This is a genomic window from Komagataeibacter saccharivorans, from assembly GCF_003207825.1.
GTDB classification, from domain to species: Bacteria; Pseudomonadota; Alphaproteobacteria; order Acetobacterales; family Acetobacteraceae; genus Komagataeibacter; species Komagataeibacter saccharivorans.
The window spans coordinates 1-18,940 of the sequence record NZ_NKTY01000034.1; the positions used below are offsets into that span (position 1 = coordinate 1).

Below are 18,940 nucleotides of genomic sequence, written 5' to 3' on the forward strand. Positions count from 1 at the left end.
AACACATAGGAAACAGATGAGAGCGCAACCGAGCGTAGTCGGTGAACGAATGACGTATCCGGACGGGACTATTTTTCAAGGAAAAACAAAGGGTTTTCGTGGTCCGGCGCAATTCTGTCGGCGTGGGCGTTGGCCTGCGTAGGGTAAAAAATCTATCTCATAACCTGAAGGTCATAGGTTCAAATCCTATCCCCGCAACCAAAATTACCAAATAATATCAAACGCTTAGGCCGCCCATTGGGCGGCCTTTTGCGTTTCTGGTCCACGCGCAGGATGCGTATAGGATGCAATCGGGAGTGAAAGCATAGCGTAGTTTTCGCTTGATTTCACGTGTACGTGAGTATTTTTACAGACCTTCCTGGTGGCGATGACGTCGCGGCTACTGGCGTTCGAAGCGACCGACATGATTCTTCTGGCAGGCCGTCCAGTAGGAACCAAAAAAATCAGATCGCATATCAAGGAAAACTGCGGGTGACAGCGATCAGAAAAGTGCGGCCCGCTATTTTGTTCGTGCAATACACAACATCTGGTGTCACGATGTCGCCCAAGACACAATATGAGCGACTGTGGTGCTGGAGATGGGCCATACTCCCCGCAGAATGGAGCCGGTGCATGGATGGAGATTTCTCGCTGTTTACGGGTGGGCAGGGAGGATGCGAAGCTGTTCGCAACCCGTTTGAAGAGGCTTTCGGAACCCGGCCGATTTCCGCCCGTCCGCTGGATCGCGGTATGGGAGAGGCAGTTGGTCGCCGGACCGTGTTCCGGCCTTCCGACCGCGAAGATTTTGGGCGTGTCGCCGACCGTGTAGCCGAAGGCAATGCCGGGCTGCTGGCTACGGTCGGTGATGCGGAGATCATGCAACTGCGTAACGCAATCGCCACGGGGGCGCTGCTCACATCGGGACGCCATCTGCAGCATGGCGACAGCACGCAGCCGGGTCGCAACATGGAAATGTTCACTAATTGTGCCACGGCCATCTGCTCTTTTGCGAAATTCTACCTGCTGCTCAATGGCTCCGGCGTCGGGCGGGCCTATGACGACGAACTCTGCGTGGTGGACTGGGGGCAGGCCCCGGATCTGAAATTCGTCCTGTCGCCTGATCATCCGGACTACCCGCATGATCGCGCCAGCCTGTTGCGGTTCGGCCTTGAGATGCAGATCCTGCCCTGGGGCACGGCGCAGGAAGCCTTCGATGCGGAGATCGAGGCACAGGTCCGTGCCTTTCTGGAAAGAACCGTGCTCGCCCGTGCTCCCGAAGGTGATGAACTTCTCCATGTCATCGAGGACAGCCGTGAAGGCTGGGGCAAGGCGGTCGAGACCATTGAGGCGATGGCCTTCCGTGGCGAACGCAGCTGCACGCTGGTGCTGGATTTCAGCGCCATCCGCTGCGCGGGCAGTCCAATTGCAGGCATGCAGGGGCGGCCAGCTTCGGGACCGGTCTCGTTGCTGCGCGGGCTGCTCAATGTGCGAGAGCATGTGATCGAGGCCGCGCGCGCAGGCGACATGCCACTATGGGAACAGGCGCTACGGGTGGATCATTATCTGTCCGTCGAGGTGCAGGTTGGGGGCGCCCGTCGGGCCGCACGCATGGCGACCAAATCATGGCGGGATGCGGATGTGCTGCGCTTCATCCGCGCCAAGGAAGAAGGCGGGCTATGGACCGCTAACCATTCCGTCATGGTGGACGCCGAATTCTGGGATTACGTGAACGATCCGGCAAAGACCGGCTCGTTGGCCGGCCATGCCCGCACGGTGTTTGCCGAGGCCACGCGGTGCGCATGGATCAATGGTGAGCCTGGCTTTATCAACGGTGACCGGCTGGAAGATAACCGCACCGGCAGCGCACGGCTCAAACAGGTGCATGCGGATGGGCGGGATTTCCGCTCGCATCGTTATCAGGCCACCGAGGGGGCGGCCCTGCTGGCGGATCTGGCGCAGCGGGCCACCTCCGCGCATTTCCCGGTCACGACCAATCCGTGTGGTGAGATCACACTGCACGTCACGGGTGGTTATTGTGTGATTGGTGATTTCGCTCCGCTGCTGGCCTGCCCCGTGGCGCTGGAGGATGTGACGCCCGGTCAGGTGCCGCCTGCGACGGTGGCAGTATGGGATGCCCGCGTGCGGGATTCCGTGCGGCTGGGCGTACGTTTCCTGCTGCGTGCCAACTGCATGGACGCGCTATATGGTGAGGAAGTGCGGCGGACCAACCGTATCGGCATCGGCCCGACCGGCCTGCATGAGTGGGCATGGGTACGCTTTGGCCTCGACTTCCGCGATCTACTGGATGAGGAACGCGCAGCTCCTTTCTGGAACGCTGTGAGGGAACTCTCCACCATCGCCAAAAGCGAGGCGGATGCCTATGCGCACGAGACCGGCACCGCCCGACCGATTACGGTTACAACCGTCAAGCCCGCGGGCACCACATCCAAGTTGTTCGGTCTGACCGAAGGAGCGCATCTGCCCGCACGGCGGCAGTATCTTCGCTGGGTGCAGTTCAAGGGCGTGCGGCGCGAGGACGGCACATGGGAGGCAGGAACCGATCCGCTGTTGCCCACCTATGAGCGCAAGGGCTATCCCGTGCGTTCGCTGCGCAGCTTTCCGGGCATGAGTATTGTGGGCTTTCCGACCGTGCCGCTTATCCAGCGTCTCGGCATGGGCGAGCGTGTGGTGACAGCACCCGAAGCCTCTCCGGAGGAGCAGTATCGCTGGCTGGAACTGCTGGAGAAATACTGGATCGGGGCGGAGCAGGGCAATCAGGTGTCCTACACGCTCAAGGTCTATACCGACCGGCATAGTCTGGACAGTTTCCGCGCCATGGTGGCGGCCAACCAGCCGCATGTGCGCTGCTGCGCCGTGCTGCCGAGCCGCCCGGATTCCGGCCTTGGTTATGAATATCTGCCGGAAGAGGAAGTCTCGGCAGGAAAATTTGCTGCCATCACCGCCATGATTCAGGATGATGAGGTGCGCGAAGTGGTGGACTGGGCGCATCTTCAATGCGCCAGTGGCGTCTGTCCGATCTGAGGAGGATACTGAGAAACCCGTTGACAGACTCTGCCTCCGAAGGCTTTGATCATGACAGCTAGTGCGGTCTTCGCTGATCGTACTTTCGTATGCGTTAACGTGAAACAACGCACAGAAACTGACAGCAAGATGCTGGCAGCCTGTGCGTCTGTGTATCCACAGTCACCGGCCTGTCGGCACGATAAGGATACATAGTCATGAAACTCTTCCAGTCCTTTTTAAATCGGGGTAATGGCCCCGAGATCCGACGCGTGAGGCATGAACTTGTCAGTCGCAGTCTTGAGGTTCGCGCCGTTGAGCGCCTGACTCCGCACATGATCCGCATCACGCTGGGCGGACCCGAACTGGCCGGTTTCACCAGTCCAGCGCCGGATGACCACATCAAGATCTTCATTCCAGGTCTGGACGGCACGCCAACCCGCCGTGATTACACGCCGCGTCGCTATGACCCGCAGAACGGTACGCTGCTTCTGGATTTCGTCAATCATCATGGTGGACCAGCGGCTGCGTGGGCAAGGGCTGCCAGACCGGGAGATCGGCTGGAAATCGGCGGTCCACGTGGGTCGCAGATCATTGCCGGACCGATTGACCAGTGGCTTCTGATTGGCGATGAAACGGCGTTACCCGCGATCGGGCGTCGCGTGGAGGAACTGCCAGCCGACACGCCTGTCACAACGCTCGTGGCTGTGCCGGGACCAGAAGATGAGCAGGTCTTCGCCACGGTCGCGCGCCATGCTGCCCGCTGGGTTCATCGTTCCATGGATCAGGCGGATGAAGCCACGGGCATTCTCGCTGTTCTGAAAAATCTGGAGATCCCTGACCGTACTTTCGTCTGGGTCAGTGCTGAGGCCCGCGTGGCGAAGGCTGTGCGTCAGTATCTTCTGGATGAGCGCAGGATTCCGGCCCCATGGGTCAAGGCATCCGGCTACTGGGTGAAGGGACAGGCCGATGCTTCCGTCAGGGATGTCGGAGATGTGCGCTGAACGAGATGAAGATGACTGGTTATTTATGCTTTTCAGTAATGAGGTGATTCGAGTGACCTAATTTAGCGATGTCCGGTTCACAGATTATGGAGGCATTTCAGGAAAGCTCAATGAACTTCTGTAATGCTGGCGAGATCTGCTCTCTGTTCCACAATAGAAACAGGGTTGATTCTGCGTCAGGTTCACTCAGGGGGAGGGCGCTCAGACCGGCAGGTAGAAGTGCTGTCACACTCTCGGCAACGATTGACAGGCCAAAACCTGCGTGAACCATTCCGAAAATGCTGCCGATATTGGTAACTTTCCATGATGGCTCAAGGGAGAGGCCGTTTTTTTCGGCTATCTGTTGCACAATACGTGCGATGCCGACTTCGTCCGGATCCTGAAAACCAATCAGGGGAGTGGCATGGATTGCCCGTATGGAAAGGTCGGTTCGGGATGCAAGGGGATGGTTTTCCGGAAGTAGAACAAATAGCTTTTCCGTTATGTACCGTCGTGTGCTGCAGATGGAAGGAACAGTTTCAAGATCTCGTACCAGAGCAACATCGATGTCCTTTTTTGTGACAGCACTGACAAGATCCGAGATGGATTTTTCAGCCAACGTGATCTGCACCTCAGGGAAGTGCTGTTTCATTCTCTGTAGATGGTCGGGGAAAATCCGCCCCGCCAGAGCCGATCCGACATGACCCAGAACAAGCTGGCCCATCTCACCACGGGCAATGCTTCGCACCCCGTCGATCAGGTTGTGATGGCTCTTTAGGAGGTGCTGTGCCGCCTCCCGGCAGGCATGGCCAGCACTGGTCAGGTCAATGCCTCGCTTGCGACGATGGAACAGCTGGGCACCAAGAGCCTCTTCCAGAGCCTTGATCTGCTGGCTGAGCGCGGGCTGTGCGATGTCGAGCTTTTCAGCCGCACGAGCGACATGGAGGGTTTCGCACACAGTGAGAAAGACAGCCAACCGGCGTAGAGAAACAGACGTTAGATGTTCATCCATAATATTTCACTTATCAATAATGCCATATAGTGAATATGGAACATATTATGGTGGCCGGATAGCCTTCCTTTTGCGACAGGAAGGACAATGTCATGAACAGGACAGATCACACAGCCAACTCACCGGTCATCGATCTACGCTCCGCTCTGGTTAGGCTTGAGCAGTCTCCAGATGAACTGATTTCAACAGACCATGAGATCGACCCCCGCTCCGAACTGGCGGGTGTTTATAAACGTGTCGGGGCTGGGGGTACCGTCATGCGTCCGACCAGAACCGGTCCGGCGATGATGTTCGAGAATGTGAAAGGCTACCCCGGCGCGCGTGTATTGGTTGGCCTTATGGCGAAACGCGAGCGCGTAGCCTTACTGCTTGACAGCAAACCCGAAGAGCTTGGGCAGCGGATGGGCGAGGCGGTCCTTAACGGGATTGCTCCGGTCGTTCTCAAGGGGGAGTCCGCCCCGTGTCAGGAACAGGTCTTTCGGACTGATGACCCGAACTTTGACCTGCGTCATCTCCTCCCGGCCCCAACCAATACGGAAGAGGATGCTGGTCCCTATTTCTGCCTCGGCCTGCTACTGGGGAGCGATCCGGATAATGGCCATACGGACGTGACCATCCATCGTCTGTGCGTGCAGGGGCGCGATGAACTCTCGGTCTTTTTCGCGCCCGGACGCCATATTGATGCCTTCCGTGCCAAGGCGGAAGAGCGAGGCGAAGCGCTGCCTATCACCATCAATATGGGACTGGATCCTGCCATCCCGATCGGCGCATGTTTTGAGGCTCCTACCACACCGCTGGGGTTTGATGAACTGACCGTAGCTGGCGGACTGCGTGGTAGAGCGGTTGAACTCGTAGATGCTGTGACGGTGAAAGAACGTTCCATCGCCCGGGCCGAAATCGTGATTGAAGGCGAGATCCTGCCGGGACGGCGGATACAGGAGGACGTCAATACCAATACCGGACATGCGATGCCAGAATTTCCCGGTTATAACGGTCCTGCCAATCCGTCCTTGCCGGTGATCAAGGTCACGGCGGTGACCATGCGGAAGAACGCTATTTTGCAGACATTGGTCGGGCCGGGTGAAGAACACGTGAATTTGGCAGGCATCCCGACGGAAGCCAGCATTTTCAATGCCTGTGACAAGGCGCTGCCGGGGTTTGTGAAAAATGTTTATGCGCATAGCGCGGGGGGAGGAAAGCTGCTGGCGATCCTTCAGGTCTGTCAACGTAGTGCGGGTGATGCGGGTAAGGCGCGTCAGGCCGCGCTGATTGCGCTGGCAGTTTATCGCGAACTCAAGAACATCATCATCGTGGATGATGATGTAGACCTGTTTGACAGTAACGACGTGCTCTGGGCCATGCAGACCCGGTATCAGGGCAATGTGGATACCATGTTTTTACCCGGAGTGACGGGCCATGTGCTCGATCCCTCGCAGGTGCCTGATTACGATCCCTCAATTCCTGCAAAAGGCGTGTCGTGTAAGACGATCTTTGACTGCACCTATCCGTGGAAGCTGAAAGAGCATTTTGTGCGTGCGCAGTTCCGCGAAGTCGATCCACATCCGTTCGCACCTTCGATTTTTCCGAAAGCGGGCATGTAATGCCGCAGGAACCTGTTTGCCGGTTCGTCATCCTGCGCAGGCAGATAGGTTCTGTACTTCAGCCGTCATCAGGAAACATCTTCAGAACGGGAGCTTTCAATGGCCCGAAAACGGATTGTCGTCGGTATTACGGGGGCATCGGGCTTCCAGTATGGGGTTGATGTCCTGAGCCTGCTGCGGGACGCGGATATCGAGAGCCATCTGGTCATGTCCCGTGGCGCGCAATTGACGCGTGAGCATGAAACAGGTCTGTCGGCTGAGGACGTGTATGCCCTTGCCACCTATATCCACTCACCAGGTGCGCTAGGCGCGCCCATTTCAAGTGGGTCTTTTCGTACCGAAGGCATGATTATCGCCCCGTGCTCCATGCATACGCTTGGTGCAATTGCATCGGGAGTGACGGATAATCTTGTCACGCGCGCGGCCGATGTCGCGCTCAAGGAAAGACGGCGTCTGGTGCTGATGACGCGTGAGGCGCCACTTCATCTGGGTCATCTGCGTAACATGCTGGCCGTAACCGAATATGGCGGTATCATTTTCCCGCCGGTTCCCGCCATTTACGCGGCGCCGCGCACAAGTGCCGATATCATCCGCCATAGTGCCGCGCGCGCCCTGTCCCTGCTGGGCGTGGAAGTGCCTGACATGCCCCGCTGGGGCGAAACACTGTCTACCGTCTCAGCAGAAAAATAGGAAAACAGCCATGCTGATCGGCTCATATACAGATGCCGGCGTAGTGCTGGCAGGCGGAATTCTCGGCGCGGCCCTGAGTGGGCATATTCCACAACGCCTGAAAGATGGTCTGCCTATAATGTTTGGTCTGGCATCCATGGGAATGGGTGTTTCGCTGATTGTCCACGGCCATGCTGTTGCCGTGATGGTCTTATCCCTGCTGCTTGGTGTCATCATAGGGGAAAGTTGCGCTTTGGAGACTCATCTGGGCGCGGTTTCCACATGGGGGAACCGCTTGATGGGACGCTTTGTGCCTATGCCGGCAGATCTGATGCCAGAGGTATTTCTAGAACGCTTCGTTGCCCTTACCGTTCTCTTCTGCGCAAGCGGAACGGGTATATTCGGTGCCATTCATGAAGGTATGACGGGAGATCCCTCCATCCTGCTGGCCAAATCTGTTTTGGACTTCCTGACCGCCGCCATTTTTGCAACAACGCTGGGCTTTGCTGTTGCGGCCATATGCATTCCTCAACTGGCAGTTCTGCTGGCCCTTGCGACAGGTGCGACTTACCTTGCCCCGCTGACAACCCCATTGATGAATGACAATTTTGCAGCCGTAGGGGGTGTGTTGATGCTGGCAACCGGCTTCCGGATATGCGGCATTGTCAAATTCCCGGTTGGTAACATGCTGCCTGCACTGGTGCTGGCCATGCCCATGACCACCATATGGCTAAGGTTTGTCGGACCATGACCATATTTACCCCCCGGATTGATGCCCTGGTAGCAGAATTCCATGTCATGTCTCTGGCGGTTTGTGCCGGGCATCAGCACTGGGCAGCGCCTATATTCTATGTTTTTGACCCACTACGTGCACGCCTGCTGTTTGTGACAGACCCTTCGACCCGCCACGGCATTCTGCTGGGGCAGGCAGGGCGAGGGGTAGCAACAGTCAGTGGTCAGGACAGCTCCATTCCTCTCCTGCGTGGATTGCAGATGGAGGGGCCTGTGCGGAGGCTGTGCATTGAGGACCGGGAACTGGCAGCAAATCTTTATATGGCCCGGTTTTCTATTCCAGCCCATCTTCAGCCTGTCTACTGGGCGTTTACGCCGCTTTACATCAAGGCGACCGATAACAGGAACGGGTTTGGCTACAAGGAAGAATGGAGGGCGGAGTAACGGGTTGCGGGGGGCTTTGAATAGTTGCCTTTATTACAAACCCATACATTCTGTTTGGCGCGCCATCGCGTGAATTCGGCTAATGAACCGCATCGAACGATTGACTGAACGGGGCATCTTACCTGCGATGAAAAGAATACTTTTAAAGCTGACCGTCTTTTTGTGGATTGTGGGACCGGCAATCAGCCTCCTCTCTGTGCTCTCGAACCCGGCGCGGGCCTCGGATATCGCCAGCCTGTCGGAAGTAAAGCCCGTTACCTCCTGTGAGGCGCTAGGCAATGTCGATCTTGCGCCCGCCGTGGGCGCTGCCGTTTACGGCCAGAAAGCGGCTGTGCTGGACACTCCAAAGGGTAAATTCTGCAAGATTACGGGCCGGATTGCGCCTGTGATTTCCTTTGAAGTCGATCTGCCCATGGAGCACTGGACCCAGCGCTTTCTGCTCGGCGGTTGCGGCGGCCTGTGCGGCATGACTCATGTTGGCGTGAGCAATGCGGAGGCGTGTGTCCCGGCTTTGCGTGGCGAATTCGTCATGGCTGGGGACGACATGGGCCATACTGGCTCCATGATGGGGCTGGCGCAGGGCGAATTCGGTAAAGACCCGCAAAAACGCATCGATTTCGCCTATCGCGCCAACCATGTCACCGCTCTGGCGGCCAAGGCCCTGACAGCGGCCTTCTACGGCCAGGCCCCGAAATATTCCTACTTTGTAGGATGCTCCGATGGCGGGCGTGAAGCCCTGATGGAGGCGCAGCGCTACCCCGAGGATTTTGACGGGATTTCCGCAGGGGCTCCGGCCGCACTGTTTACCGTGCAGAACTCCTTTTACCATGCGTGGAACGTGCGCGGGAACCAGCGTGCCGATGGCACCAATATCCTGCTGCAAAACCGTGTGGGGGTGCTGCATGACGCCGTTATCCGTCACTGCGATACGCTTTCGGGTGTAAAGGACGGCATTCTGGAAGAACCTCGCGCCTGCCATTTCGATCCCGTGTGGGTACAGTGCGCGGCAGGCCAGAGTGACACATCGCACTGCCTGACAGCGGAGGAAACGCAGGCGGCGCTACGGCTTTACAAGGGGGCCACAGATGCGGCGGGGCGCCCATACATCATCGGTGGTCCACTGCCGGGTTCAGAACTGCAATGGGCGCTGCCTGCCACAGCACGCGGAGAGTCCATGAGCCAGGGTATTGCCGCTTCCGCCATTGCCTATGTCATTCCGCTGCAGGTGGATGAAAAAGCGGCTGACCTGACCCGCTTTCATTTTGATGACGCGTCCTTCGCCACCATGACCAAGCTGGCACCGCTATATAATGCCGAGAACACAAACCTCCGTCCGTTTCACAAGCACGGTGGCCGCTTGATCCTCTGGCACGGGCTGGCGGACCAGTCGATCTCGCCCCTGAACACCATCGCATATTATCAGGGCGTGCAGCGGGAAATGGGCGTGGAGCAGACTGACAGTTTCCTGAAATTCTATCTGCTGCCCGGTGTGGGACATTGTGGAAACGGTGAGGGCTTCCCGCAGGTCGATTTTCTGTCCCCGCTCATGGCCTGGACGGAAACTGGCATTGCGCCCAACGCTATTCGTACGGAAAAGACAGCCCAAGGTGATGGGTCGATGGGACCGCCGCCCGGAGGGCACGGCAAGCCGCCGGCTGGTGGCCAGATCCACATGGCCCCCATGCCCAACCAGCCTTACGCCCGACCGGATGCGGCAGCGATCGCCAGCCGCCCGGTTTATCCCTATCCCTACATTGCGCAGTATGTCGGGGCAGGGGATGTGAATGATGCAGGGAATTACCGCCCCGTAAAGTCACCCGTCTCCCTGCCCATGACGTTTGCAGGCCATGCCACGTCGCTGATCGGTCCGGATAATCAGAAGCAGTATGGCGTCCGGGACGGAAAGCTTGCCGTAGAAGACACGAAGTAATTAGAACAGTTTGCCACCCGGCGTCAGATGCCGGGTGGCGTGAGGCAGGCGACAGGCGCGATATTCACGCCCGTTCCTGCGCACTGACCTCGATCAGTAGGTCGTCACCTGCGGGGTGATAGAACAGGGTCCAGCGATCACGCCCACGCGTCATGACCTCCACCGGTCCCGGCAGATAGCCGTCGGCGCACAGGCTGGCATGTCGGGCGCGCACTTCCTGCGGATCATCGAGAATGAACCCGATATGGAAATTGCGCGGGTAGGGCTGGGGTGTTTTGCTCATGTCCATCAGGACCAGCGTCATGCCATCCGTGCCCGTAAGCTGGGCAAAAGCGTGCTGTCCGCGTGTTTCTTCAAGAACAAACCCGAAGTGTTTTTCAAGCAGAGAAGACAGTGCCAGCACATTGCTGGTGCAGAGGTTGATATGGTTCAGCTTCATCCGAAAAGCCCTGTATCATGCGTTGCAGGCGGATCTGTGAACGGGTGATCCATCCTGTTCCCCTTGAGGACAGGACGCGCGACAGCCGTCACATCATGGCGTCTGAACCATGTGATCCGGCCGCGGGATCTGCTCTGGCAGGAGAGCATGATCAGAACCATGTTCAGGGCGTCGGGCTTACCAAACCGACATACGTCTTTTTCGGCGCTCTCTTTCTGCCAGACTGCGTTCTGGCCGTAAAGCCGGAGGCTGGAGCAAAGACGTGGGCCACTTTCAGGTTTGTATGTGTGCCTTGGCTGGAAAACGGTATAATATCTTTTGGAAAGTTGGAGATCACAGGTGGCGCTGGACCGCCATATGGAAAGCACGCACCTGATGACATGTGAGCAAGGCTCGGGCGGTTCTCCTGTCTCCCTGCCTGTCGCGGCCATTACGCTCTCGCCAGCGTTTGACACACGTCCGGTCAGGGACGGGTCTTGCACAGATTGGACCTGGCCGCCCGGATTGACCAGTTGTGTGGGAGTATGTCGGTAACGCGAGCGTCTAGCCGGGACGAGTAGAGACGCCACTGGCCGGAACCAGGCTTTTCTGCGGCCTGATGCAGGGAGTTGGCCGACTAGCTCCGCTTGCGCGGGACTGGAAATACGATTAATTCGTCACATTGCTTGTTCGCGTTTTACGGAGTGGCATGACCGATCGTCCCAAGCCTCGAATTTCGGCCCGAAAGCAACCCAAGCAAACCCGCTCCGCCGGGCTTGTGGCAACAATTCTGGAAGCCGCGACACTGGTGCTGGCGGAGGAAGGTGCAACCCGCTTTACGACAGCGCGCGTTGCCGAGAAGGCGGGCGTAAGCGTTGGTTCACTGTATCAGTATTTTCCCAACAAGGCAGCGATCCTGTTCCGGCTCCAGGCCGACGAATGGCGGCGAACGACAGAAATGCTGCACGATATCCTTGAGGATAAGCGTCATCCGCCCCTGGAGCGTTTGCGCGCGGTCACTCATGCCTTCATACGCTCCGAATGCGAAGAGGCGGCTGTTCGCGTGGCGCTGGGCGATGCGGCTCCTCTTTATCGGGATGCGCCCGAGGCCTCTGAAGCACGGGAATCCGGCGACCGGATCATGCTGCGTTTCATGCAGGAGCTTCTCCCGGACGCGCCCGACCGAACGCGTGAACTGGCAGCCGATCTGATCACGATGACCTTCAGCGCGGTCGGCAAGGAATTTTCCGGGACTGCCCGGACAATCGCGGAAATCGATGCCTATGCGGACGCCATGGCCGACATGTTCTGCGCCTGGCTTGTGAAGATGTCGGCCGACTATGCTGTTTGACCGAGAGCGGTAACTGCTCTGCCTCCCATGTGGGAAATGCGAACCCGCTCGATGAGCCAGCGGCGCGCTCCCAATATTTCTGATGAAAAACACTGAGTATTTCAAAGCCGTTCTGTGGGCGGCGCAATGCGAATAGTGGAAATGACGGGTTCGTCGTATTTTTGTAGGGCGCACGGAAAGCGCGAAACCTAGTGCGGAGATCACCCCATGACCGCCCCCGTGACCCTCAAAAAGACCTCGACGCTGACCAGCGTGCCTGTTGCGCCTTTGCTGGACCGCCTGTTTGCTGAGGCAGATGCCGCAACAAGCTCTGCCGTCTCGGAATTGCCCCGTGAGGAATTGCAGCGCCTCGCCGGAAGTCGGACCGACTATCGGAAATTCTATGGTCTCGCAAAAGACCTATGGCTCCCTGTTTCGCGTGAGACGGGTACGCTGCTTTACATGCTGGCACGCGCCAACTGGGCGAAAGGCATTGTTGAGTTCGGAACGTCCTTCGGTCTCTCCACCATCCATCTCGCCGCCGCGCTGCGCGACAATGGCGGTGGCAGGCTGATTACCACCGAGTTTGAATCCTCCAAGATTGCCCGCGCCCGGCATCATCTTGAAGAAGCGGGTCTGGCCGATCTTGTGGAGTTCCGCGAGGGCGACGCCCTGCAGACGCTGGCGACCGGTCTCCCCGAGAGCATCGATCTCGTACTGCTTGACGGCGCCAAACCGCTCTATCCTGATATTCTCGATCTTCTGGAGGACAGGCTGCAGACCGGCGCGCTGATCGTCGCGGATAATGCCGATCACAGCCCTGCGTATCTGGCGCGCGTCCGCTCTCCTGCCGCCGGGTATCTCTCCGTACCGTTCGCCGGGGATGTCGAACTGTCCGTAAGGCTTGGCTGAACATAATTCCAATATCTGAAGAGGACGGAACCATGCATGTCTTCGTAACAGGGGCCACCGGCTGGATCGGTTCCGCCGTGGTTCAGGATCTGATCGGTGCCGGGCATCAGGTGACCGGCCTGGCCCGGAATGATGAAAAGGCGGCTCGCCTGGCCGCGTCCGGTGCTACGGTCTTACGCGCCACGCTCGATGATCTGGACGCGCTGAAAAACGCTGCCTCAGAAGCCGATGCGGTCATTCACACGGCGTTCAACCATGATTTCTCGAAATTCCCCGAAAGTGCGGCGCAGGATCAGCGTGTGATTGAGGCTTTGGGCAGTGCGCTGGAAGGATCGGAGCGCCCGCTTCTTGTCACGTCCGGGCTGTCGGGCCTGCCTGCCGGCGCAACGGAGACGGACCTGCCTGATCCGGCCTCTCCGCGCAGGTCTGAGGCGGCCGCGCGGGCGATGAAGGAACGCGGTGTCCGTGTTGCCACGATACGACTTGCGCCGTCGGTGCATGGCATCAGCGATCATGGGTTCATTCCGATCGTCATTCGCCTGGCGCGCGAAAAGGGCGTGTCGGCCTATATCGGTGACGGCCAGAACAAATGGTCCGGCGTCTATCGACCGGATGCGGCAAAAGTCTATCGGCTTGTGCTCGAACAGGGCGTGACCGAACCCGTCTATCATGCGGTTGCCGATGAAGCCGTGCCGTTCAGGGACATTGCCAGCGTCATTGGTCGTCGGCTCAGCTTGCCGGTGGAGCCGAGAGAACGGGAGCATTTCGGCTGGTTCGCCAACATGGCGGCCGCGAACATGGCCGCATCCAGTGTGCGAACGCGTGCGCTTCTCGGCTGGAACCCGACAGGCCCTTCACTGCTCGCTGATCTCGAACAGCCTGCTTACTACGCCTGACGTTCATCAAGCGGGCCGCTCATGGCCTGTGCGGGCCCTCGGATACCGGCGTAGCCTGCCCGCCACGCTTCAGGAGCAGGGCGACGTCTCCCGTGTCAGGACAAACTGGCAGATGCGAAGCCCATGCCGTTTTGAGCCGCCGTCGATGGCGAGACGGTTAGTGGCACGTTCATCGGCACCGCTCAGCTATCAAGCGGGAAGTTCGCCATCGTCGAGAAATCTCATGAGTTCACGCTGGTCCCGTGGCGGCCTGTGATCGAGAGTCACCTCGGTCGGGAGGTGAGGGGTATAGTACAGGACGGATCGGTATCGTGGCAGTTGGGGAGGCAGAGAGGGATAGCCATCTAAATCTTTTGCAAAGCTGTTCAACCTTGCTCTGTAGCCAAGACGATCAGTGCAGGCGTCAGGTTAAGAGCGGGCCGGGTGTCCAAAGTCCGGCACTATGGCGCAACGATTTTCTTCACAGCGTCGATCAGAGTTTTGCGTAAATCATCCGGAGAGGCATTGGAAGGACCGCTTTCGGGCGAGCCTTCAGCCCCGACCTTGGCCATACTCAACAGGAGCTCGAGTAGATCTTCGGCTTTGTAACGGCAGGTGATCACACCGGATTTTTGGGCAGCGCGAATGGCGGCGATCTTCTCAGCAGCCGCATCAAGAGCCATCTGCGGAGGCAGCGTATTCCGTTCAAGATTATGCCAGCGCGTTAACCTCAGAACCTCGGGATGAGTGCGATAGCGATCAAAAAGTCTGGCCGCATAAGCGGGGAGATCATTGGCATCGATCGGAATGCTCTGAATGGTTGCATTGACCATCCTGTCATAGACGACATCAAACAGACCGTCTTTACTTTCAAAATATGCATAGATCGCCTGCTTGTTGCATTTGGCGTTCGCTGCAATCCGGTCAACGCGACCTCCAGCGATTCCGTATGTCGCGAATTCAACAGTCGCCGCCTCGATTAAACGCTGCTTGGTCGCATCGGATTTTCTCATAACAGGGCTCTGATCCTTATCTGCCGTTCGCGGCTATAGGCATCTCGTAAATAAACCAACCAGTTGAGTTCGAAAAGGGTAGTCGGAACGCCCAACGATACGCTGCACCAGGTAGCAGTTCTCCATAAAAAACCAACTAGATGGTTGACAATCGCGCGCCCATGTCCCCAGAATAAACCATCCGGTTGGTTTTGTGAGGCGTGATGACGGATTTTAGGCCCCCAACGACGCAGAGTCCTGAAGTCAGTCTGCGCAGACTCGGTCTTGGATTATTCCTTGTTTCCATTGGGAAAAGTTCTGTTCAGTCTGCTGTCGCTGGTGTGTTGGTCGCGGCCAAGCTTAATTTTATCGCGGGCAAATCCGATCGTATTTCATTGGTGGCCCTGATCGCTGTTGTTTCCGGAATCGCGTCGTTATTCGCGGCGGTATTTTCCGGGAATTTTTCCGACAGAACCCGGAGTCGCTGGGGTATGCGCAGCCCGTGGATCGTAGGCGGAGGTATTGTTTGCACGCTCGCGCTATTGGCAATGGCGGTAGCGCAAAGCGTCTTCATGCTGCTCGTCGCGACGAGCGTCGTGATGATGGCATTCAGCGCGCAGCTTGTGGCCACGACGGCCGTCATTCCAGATCGCGTGCCCGAGGCCCAACGCGGCTCCCTTAATGCAGCGTTAGGCGTGGGGCAACTTATCGGCCTTGCGCTGGGGTTGATCATTTCTTCCCCTTTTATTGGGAACCCTGGCAAGGGAGCCTTCTGCATCGCTGCGGTCCCCACTCTGGCTGGTCTTATCTTTGTAATGGTCGCGCGGGAGCAGTCGAATAAGGATGTACCACGACTTCCTGCGGATACCGCTGCGGTGTTGAAGTCTCTTTTGCCTCCAATCGCCGCTCCTGACTTCTATTGGGCCGTGTCCGCCAGATTTTTCATAGTGCTGGGTACCGCCATGTTGCTCAGCTACCAACTCTATATTGTCACTGATTATCTTCGACAGGATCAGGCGGGGGCTGCGATGACCCTGAGTCAGTCCGCCGTAGCCTACGTCGCCGGTGCCATCATCGGTGGTGCATTGGGTGGTCCCATTTCTGACCGTTTTCGCCGGCGCAAGCCACTTACCTACCTGTCTTCCTTCCTGATCGGAGCCTCAATCCTTCTGCTGCTGGGCTGGGCTGGGCCTTGGGCAATGATAGGCTACAAGGCGGTCAATGGATTTGGTTACGGTATCTACCTCGCCGTTCATGGCGCCCTGGCGACGGAAGTTCTGCCGAACCCCAAGACACGCGGTAAGGACCTAGGCTTCCTGACAGTAGCCAATACGCTGGGCGGAATCTTCGCACCAATGCTTACCGCAATGGCCGTCAGGCTCGGTGGTTATCCCTCAATGTTCGCGCTCGCAGCCTTCCTTTGCATTGGCTCGGCCTTGCTGATCGTGCCCATCCGTTCAGTTCGCTGATCCAGCAGGAGGGCCGACGAATTTCTCAAACTTCAAAAGGAAATACATCATGATTCGACATGTCTGGTTGATAACAGGGTCTTCACGCGGCTTTGGTCGGTCGTTGGCTACGGCTGCGCTTGAGGCAGGCGATTCCGTCGTTGCGACGGCCCGCCGCCCCGAACATCTGGCGGAACTGGTCGAAAGATATGGCGACCGCGTGCTTCCGGTCGCGCTCGATGTGACGGATGCCGCTGCTGCGCGCGAGGCGATCGACGCTGCCGTCATGCATTTCGGCCGGGTTGATATCGTTGTGAATAACGCGGGCTACGCTAACATAGCCGCTGTTGAAACCGCTCCTGAAGATGATTTCCGGCGTCAGTTCGAGACCAACTTCTGGGGTGTCTACAACGTCTCGAAGGCCGCTCTGCCGGTTCTCCGCAAGCAGGGATCGGGGACGATCGTGCAGTTCTCATCCGTCGGTGGACGTGTCGGTGGAACGCCGGGCCTCGGTTCCTATCAGGCAGCAAAGTTCGCTGTGGACGGCTTCACCCGCGTGCTCGCGGCGGAAACAGCGCCCTTCGGCATTCGATATCTTGTGATCGAACCAGGCGGCTTCGCGACGGATTGGGCGGGTGTGTCGATGGACATTCAGAATATTCCCCAGGAATATGATGCCACGGTCGGGAACATCGCTCGCATCATGGGCACCGCTACTACGAACCGTGGAGACCCGGACCGGGCCGGGGAGATCATCGTGCGCACCGTCAAGCGGGTGAACATCCCCACGCATCTCGTTCTTGGTGGCGGCGCCGTGCAGAGTGCCATTGCTTATTCCAACAAGCAGATCGCGGAAGTCACGGTCTGGCAGGCAATCAGCAATTCGGCCGATTTCGGTCAGGAGTATCCTGCCGACATGCCGGCGGACGAGCCGGCGAAATAATCCTTCATCGGCCCCCGATCTTCCAAAGATGCCGAGTGAGGCCGAGCAAGTGGCTCAGCCCCATCCGTGCATCTGCCGCCTACCGAAATTCACGCCCTTGAAACAGGAAAAGACGAATATGAAGCAATTCGAGCATAAGGTGGCGCTCGTTACGGGGGCGGGATCGGGCATGGGACGCGACACAGCCATTGTGCTGGCGGAGCGCGGAGCCGCTGTCACTCTGGTCGGCCGGCGGGAAGAAAAACTTGCCGAGGTCGCGGCAGAAATTACCACCGCTGGCGGTCGGGTAATGTCTGTCGCGGGCGACGTCAGCAAGCCAGAAGATATCGAACGGGCAGTTGCACGCACCGTCGAGGCCTTCGGCGGCTTGCACTATGCGGTCAATAATGCCGGCGTCTCTGGCTGCTTTGATCCGCTCCCGGAGATGAGCGTCGAAAGCTGGAACCGCACGATCAGTATTGATCTTAGCAGCCTGTTCTATGGACTCAAATATGAAATCCCCGCGATTCTGGCTGCCGGCGGGGGCGCAATCGTCAACGTCTCCAGCGTGTTCGCCGATCGTGGTGGTCCTACTGCCGATTATTCTTCCGCCAAGCATGGCATCCGGGGCCTCACCCGGACGGCGGCGATACAGTATGGACGGCAGGGCTTGCGGGTGAACGAGCTTCAACCAGGAGTTATCGACACTGAAATGACGCAAGCTCACCCGGAAGGAACACAAAAGGTAGTCGATAATGGAATTCCGATGGGCCGAGTAGGCACTGGGCGCGAAATTGCGACTGCCGTTGCTTTTCTTTTGTCCGATGAGGCATCTTACATCAACGGCGCACATATTGCCGTTGATGGAGGCTTTTTGGCTTGATATGTCGGGAGCAAGATTGGGAATGTCAGTCTTATACCGGGCTATTGCGATTAATATCCGACCAATACAAGTTATCAAGCGGCACGGCTTTTGGGTTAGGGTCAAATCTTTTTACGACATGATCCTGATGTGATGCCAATTCTCTATGGAGAATTGGAATGAGCAGACTGCGAATGCTGAGCCGCGAGCAGATTAAGGTTATGCAGCCATTATTACCCCGTGTGGATGACCTTCGGGTTATCAGCGGGATCATGTATGAGATTCGTAACGACTTGTAGTGGAAAGATGCACCCAGAGGGTTCTGATGACACGCCCCCCTCTACAACCGGTTCCTCTGCTGGAGCAAGTGCGGCGTTTTTAAGGAGATTTTCACAACTCTGGCTGCGCAGACCGGTGTTCCAGAATGCCTCATGATCGACAGCACACATCTCAAAGCACACCGTACGGCAGCTTCTCTACGGCGTGTCGTCAGTTAAGCTCTGAATGTGGCCTGTGAGGGTTGTACTTTGTGTCTGCGTGTGCTGACTGTTTTCCCGTTTTGAGGGAGACAGACAGATGCGGCGCTATAGTTTACGCGATGACCAGTGGGAGCGGATAAAGGATCTTCTTCCCGGTCGAGAAGGCTATGTCGGCGGCACTGCGGTGGACAACCGTCTGTTCGTGGAGGCGGTGCTGTATCGCTATCGCGCAGGTATTCCATGGCGCGACCTTCCTGCCCGTTTCGGGGACTGGAAAAACGTGCACCGGCGTCTGCGCCGCTGGTGTGAAAGCGGCGTCATCGAACGGATA

General features: G+C 57.8%; 17 protein-coding genes and 1 pseudogene. 15 read left to right on the plus strand and 3 right to left on the minus strand.

Annotation, left to right across the window (positions count from 1 at the left end; translation table 11 throughout):
* Nucleotides 1–612: 612 nt before the first annotated feature.
* Complete coding sequence (locus CFR79_RS14005) at nt 613–3,021, plus strand: recombinase (RefSeq protein WP_110548298.1); 2,409 nt, start codon at nt 613–615, stop codon at nt 3,019–3,021.
* Between the two features lie 197 nt (nt 3,022–3,218).
* Nucleotides 3,219–4,004 carry a siderophore-interacting protein gene (locus CFR79_RS14010; RefSeq protein ID WP_110548299.1) on the plus strand — a complete coding sequence of 262 codons (786 nt, stop codon included), beginning with the start codon at nt 3,219–3,221 and terminating at the stop codon, nt 4,002–4,004.
* A 97-nt stretch (nt 4,005–4,101) separates the two neighbouring features.
* Here the strand turns inward: CFR79_RS14010 and CFR79_RS14015 are convergent, their stop codons facing one another.
* Nucleotides 4,102–4,995, minus strand: a complete 894-nt coding sequence (locus tag CFR79_RS14015; RefSeq protein ID WP_110548300.1) for a LysR substrate-binding domain-containing protein — start codon at nt 4,993–4,995, stop codon at nt 4,102–4,104.
* A gap of 92 nt (nt 4,996–5,087) precedes the next feature.
* Here CFR79_RS14015 and CFR79_RS14020 point away from each other — a divergent pair, with 92 nt between their 5' ends.
* The 5 genes from CFR79_RS14020 to CFR79_RS14040 all read left to right on the plus strand — a co-directional run bounded on the left by CFR79_RS14020 (nt 5,088) and on the right by CFR79_RS14040 (nt 10,371).
* Nucleotides 5,088–6,596 carry a UbiD family decarboxylase gene (locus CFR79_RS14020; protein WP_110548301.1) on the plus strand — a complete coding sequence of 503 codons (1,509 nt, stop codon included), beginning with the start codon at nt 5,088–5,090 and terminating at the stop codon, nt 6,594–6,596.
* A gap of 99 nt (nt 6,597–6,695) precedes the next feature.
* Nucleotides 6,696–7,286: a UbiX family flavin prenyltransferase gene (locus CFR79_RS14025; RefSeq protein WP_110548302.1), complete on the plus strand. Its 591-nt coding sequence runs from the start codon at nt 6,696–6,698 to the stop codon at nt 7,284–7,286.
* 10 nt (nt 7,287–7,296) lie between these two features.
* Nucleotides 7,297–8,016: a DUF554 domain-containing protein gene (locus CFR79_RS14030; RefSeq protein WP_110548303.1), complete on the plus strand. Its 720-nt coding sequence runs from the start codon at nt 7,297–7,299 to the stop codon at nt 8,014–8,016.
* Complete coding sequence (locus tag CFR79_RS14035; protein WP_110548304.1) at nt 8,013–8,441, plus strand: PNPOx family protein; 429 nt, start codon at nt 8,013–8,015, stop codon at nt 8,439–8,441. The genes CFR79_RS14030 and CFR79_RS14035 overlap by 4 nt, the downstream gene beginning before the upstream one ends.
* Nucleotides 8,442–8,637: 196 nt before the next feature.
* Complete coding sequence (locus CFR79_RS14040) at nt 8,638–10,371, plus strand: tannase/feruloyl esterase family alpha/beta hydrolase (RefSeq protein ID WP_258373628.1); 1,734 nt, start codon at nt 8,638–8,640, stop codon at nt 10,369–10,371.
* A gap of 64 nt (nt 10,372–10,435) precedes the next feature.
* Here the strand turns inward: CFR79_RS14040 and CFR79_RS14045 are convergent, their stop codons facing one another.
* On the minus strand, nt 10,436–10,810 hold the full coding sequence (locus CFR79_RS14045; RefSeq protein ID WP_110548306.1) for a VOC family protein: 375 nt from the start codon (nt 10,808–10,810) through the stop codon (nt 10,436–10,438).
* A gap of 688 nt (nt 10,811–11,498) precedes the next feature.
* Between CFR79_RS14045 and CFR79_RS14050 the strand changes: the two genes are divergently transcribed.
* The 4 genes and pseudogenes from CFR79_RS14050 to CFR79_RS16045 form a co-directional block, all read left to right on the plus strand.
* On the plus strand, nt 11,499–12,140 hold the full coding sequence (locus CFR79_RS14050; protein ID WP_110548307.1) for a TetR family transcriptional regulator: 642 nt from the start codon (nt 11,499–11,501) through the stop codon (nt 12,138–12,140).
* Between the two features lie 219 nt (nt 12,141–12,359).
* A complete protein-coding gene (locus CFR79_RS14055; protein WP_408884590.1) occupies nt 12,360–13,031 on the plus strand; it encodes an O-methyltransferase in 672 nt (223 codons plus the stop codon).
* 32 nt (nt 13,032–13,063) lie between these two features.
* Nucleotides 13,064–13,927 (plus strand): SDR family oxidoreductase, encoded by an 864-nt coding sequence (locus CFR79_RS14060; protein ID WP_110548309.1) that lies wholly within the window; start codon nt 13,064–13,066, stop codon nt 13,925–13,927.
* 43 nt (nt 13,928–13,970) lie between these two features.
* Nucleotides 13,971–14,275: pseudogene (locus tag CFR79_RS16045) on the plus strand (DUF3363 domain-containing protein); the annotation flags it as partial.
* Between the two features lie 92 nt (nt 14,276–14,367).
* Here the strand turns inward: CFR79_RS16045 and CFR79_RS14070 are convergent.
* The gene (locus CFR79_RS14070; protein ID WP_110548310.1) at nt 14,368–14,919 is read right to left on the minus strand and encodes a TetR family transcriptional regulator; all 552 of its coding nucleotides are present in this window, start codon (nt 14,917–14,919) and stop codon (nt 14,368–14,370) included.
* 203 nt (nt 14,920–15,122) lie between these two features.
* Between CFR79_RS14070 and CFR79_RS14075 the strand changes: the two genes are divergently transcribed.
* The 4 genes from CFR79_RS14075 to CFR79_RS14090 all read left to right on the plus strand — a co-directional run.
* A complete protein-coding gene (locus CFR79_RS14075; protein WP_110548311.1) occupies nt 15,123–16,367 on the plus strand; it encodes an MFS transporter in 1,245 nt (414 codons plus the stop codon).
* Nucleotides 16,368–16,416: 49 nt separating this feature from the next.
* Nucleotides 16,417–17,289, plus strand: a complete 873-nt coding sequence (locus tag CFR79_RS14080) for an SDR family NAD(P)-dependent oxidoreductase (protein ID WP_110548312.1) — start codon at nt 16,417–16,419, stop codon at nt 17,287–17,289.
* A gap of 118 nt (nt 17,290–17,407) precedes the next feature.
* Nucleotides 17,408–18,151: an SDR family NAD(P)-dependent oxidoreductase gene (locus CFR79_RS14085; RefSeq protein WP_181417451.1), complete on the plus strand. Its 744-nt coding sequence runs from the start codon at nt 17,408–17,410 to the stop codon at nt 18,149–18,151.
* Between the two features lie 555 nt (nt 18,152–18,706).
* On the plus strand, nt 18,707–18,940 hold a 234-nt coding region (locus CFR79_RS14090), incomplete at its 3' end, for a transposase (protein ID WP_146220148.1).

Bases quoted from the DNA above. Each gene is read 5' to 3' on its own strand.
- CFR79_RS14005 (WP_110548298.1), top strand. From the start codon at position 613: ATGGATGGAGATTTCTCGCTGTTTACGGGTGGGCAGGGAGGATGCGAA.
- CFR79_RS14010 (WP_110548299.1), top strand. From the start codon at position 3,219: ATGAAACTCTTCCAGTCCTTTTTAAATCGGGGTAATGGCCCCGAGATC.
- CFR79_RS14015 (WP_110548300.1), bottom strand. From the start codon at position 4,995: ATGGATGAACATCTAACGTCTGTTTCTCTACGCCGGTTGGCTGTCTTT.
- CFR79_RS14020 (WP_110548301.1), top strand. From the start codon at position 5,088: ATGAACAGGACAGATCACACAGCCAACTCACCGGTCATCGATCTACGC.
- CFR79_RS14025 (WP_110548302.1), top strand. From the start codon at position 6,696: ATGGCCCGAAAACGGATTGTCGTCGGTATTACGGGGGCATCGGGCTTC.
- CFR79_RS14030 (WP_110548303.1), top strand. From the start codon at position 7,297: ATGCTGATCGGCTCATATACAGATGCCGGCGTAGTGCTGGCAGGCGGA.
- CFR79_RS14035 (WP_110548304.1), top strand. From the start codon at position 8,013: ATGACCATATTTACCCCCCGGATTGATGCCCTGGTAGCAGAATTCCAT.
- CFR79_RS14045 (WP_110548306.1), bottom strand. From the start codon at position 10,810: ATGAAGCTGAACCATATCAACCTCTGCACCAGCAATGTGCTGGCACTG.
- CFR79_RS14050 (WP_110548307.1), top strand. From the start codon at position 11,499: ATGACCGATCGTCCCAAGCCTCGAATTTCGGCCCGAAAGCAACCCAAG.
- CFR79_RS14060 (WP_110548309.1), top strand. From the start codon at position 13,064: ATGCATGTCTTCGTAACAGGGGCCACCGGCTGGATCGGTTCCGCCGTG.
- CFR79_RS14070 (WP_110548310.1), bottom strand. From the start codon at position 14,919: ATGAGAAAATCCGATGCGACCAAGCAGCGTTTAATCGAGGCGGCGACT.
- CFR79_RS14075 (WP_110548311.1), top strand. From the start codon at position 15,123: ATGACGGATTTTAGGCCCCCAACGACGCAGAGTCCTGAAGTCAGTCTG.
- CFR79_RS14080 (WP_110548312.1), top strand. From the start codon at position 16,417: ATGATTCGACATGTCTGGTTGATAACAGGGTCTTCACGCGGCTTTGGT.
- CFR79_RS14085 (WP_181417451.1), top strand. From the start codon at position 17,408: ATGAAGCAATTCGAGCATAAGGTGGCGCTCGTTACGGGGGCGGGATCG.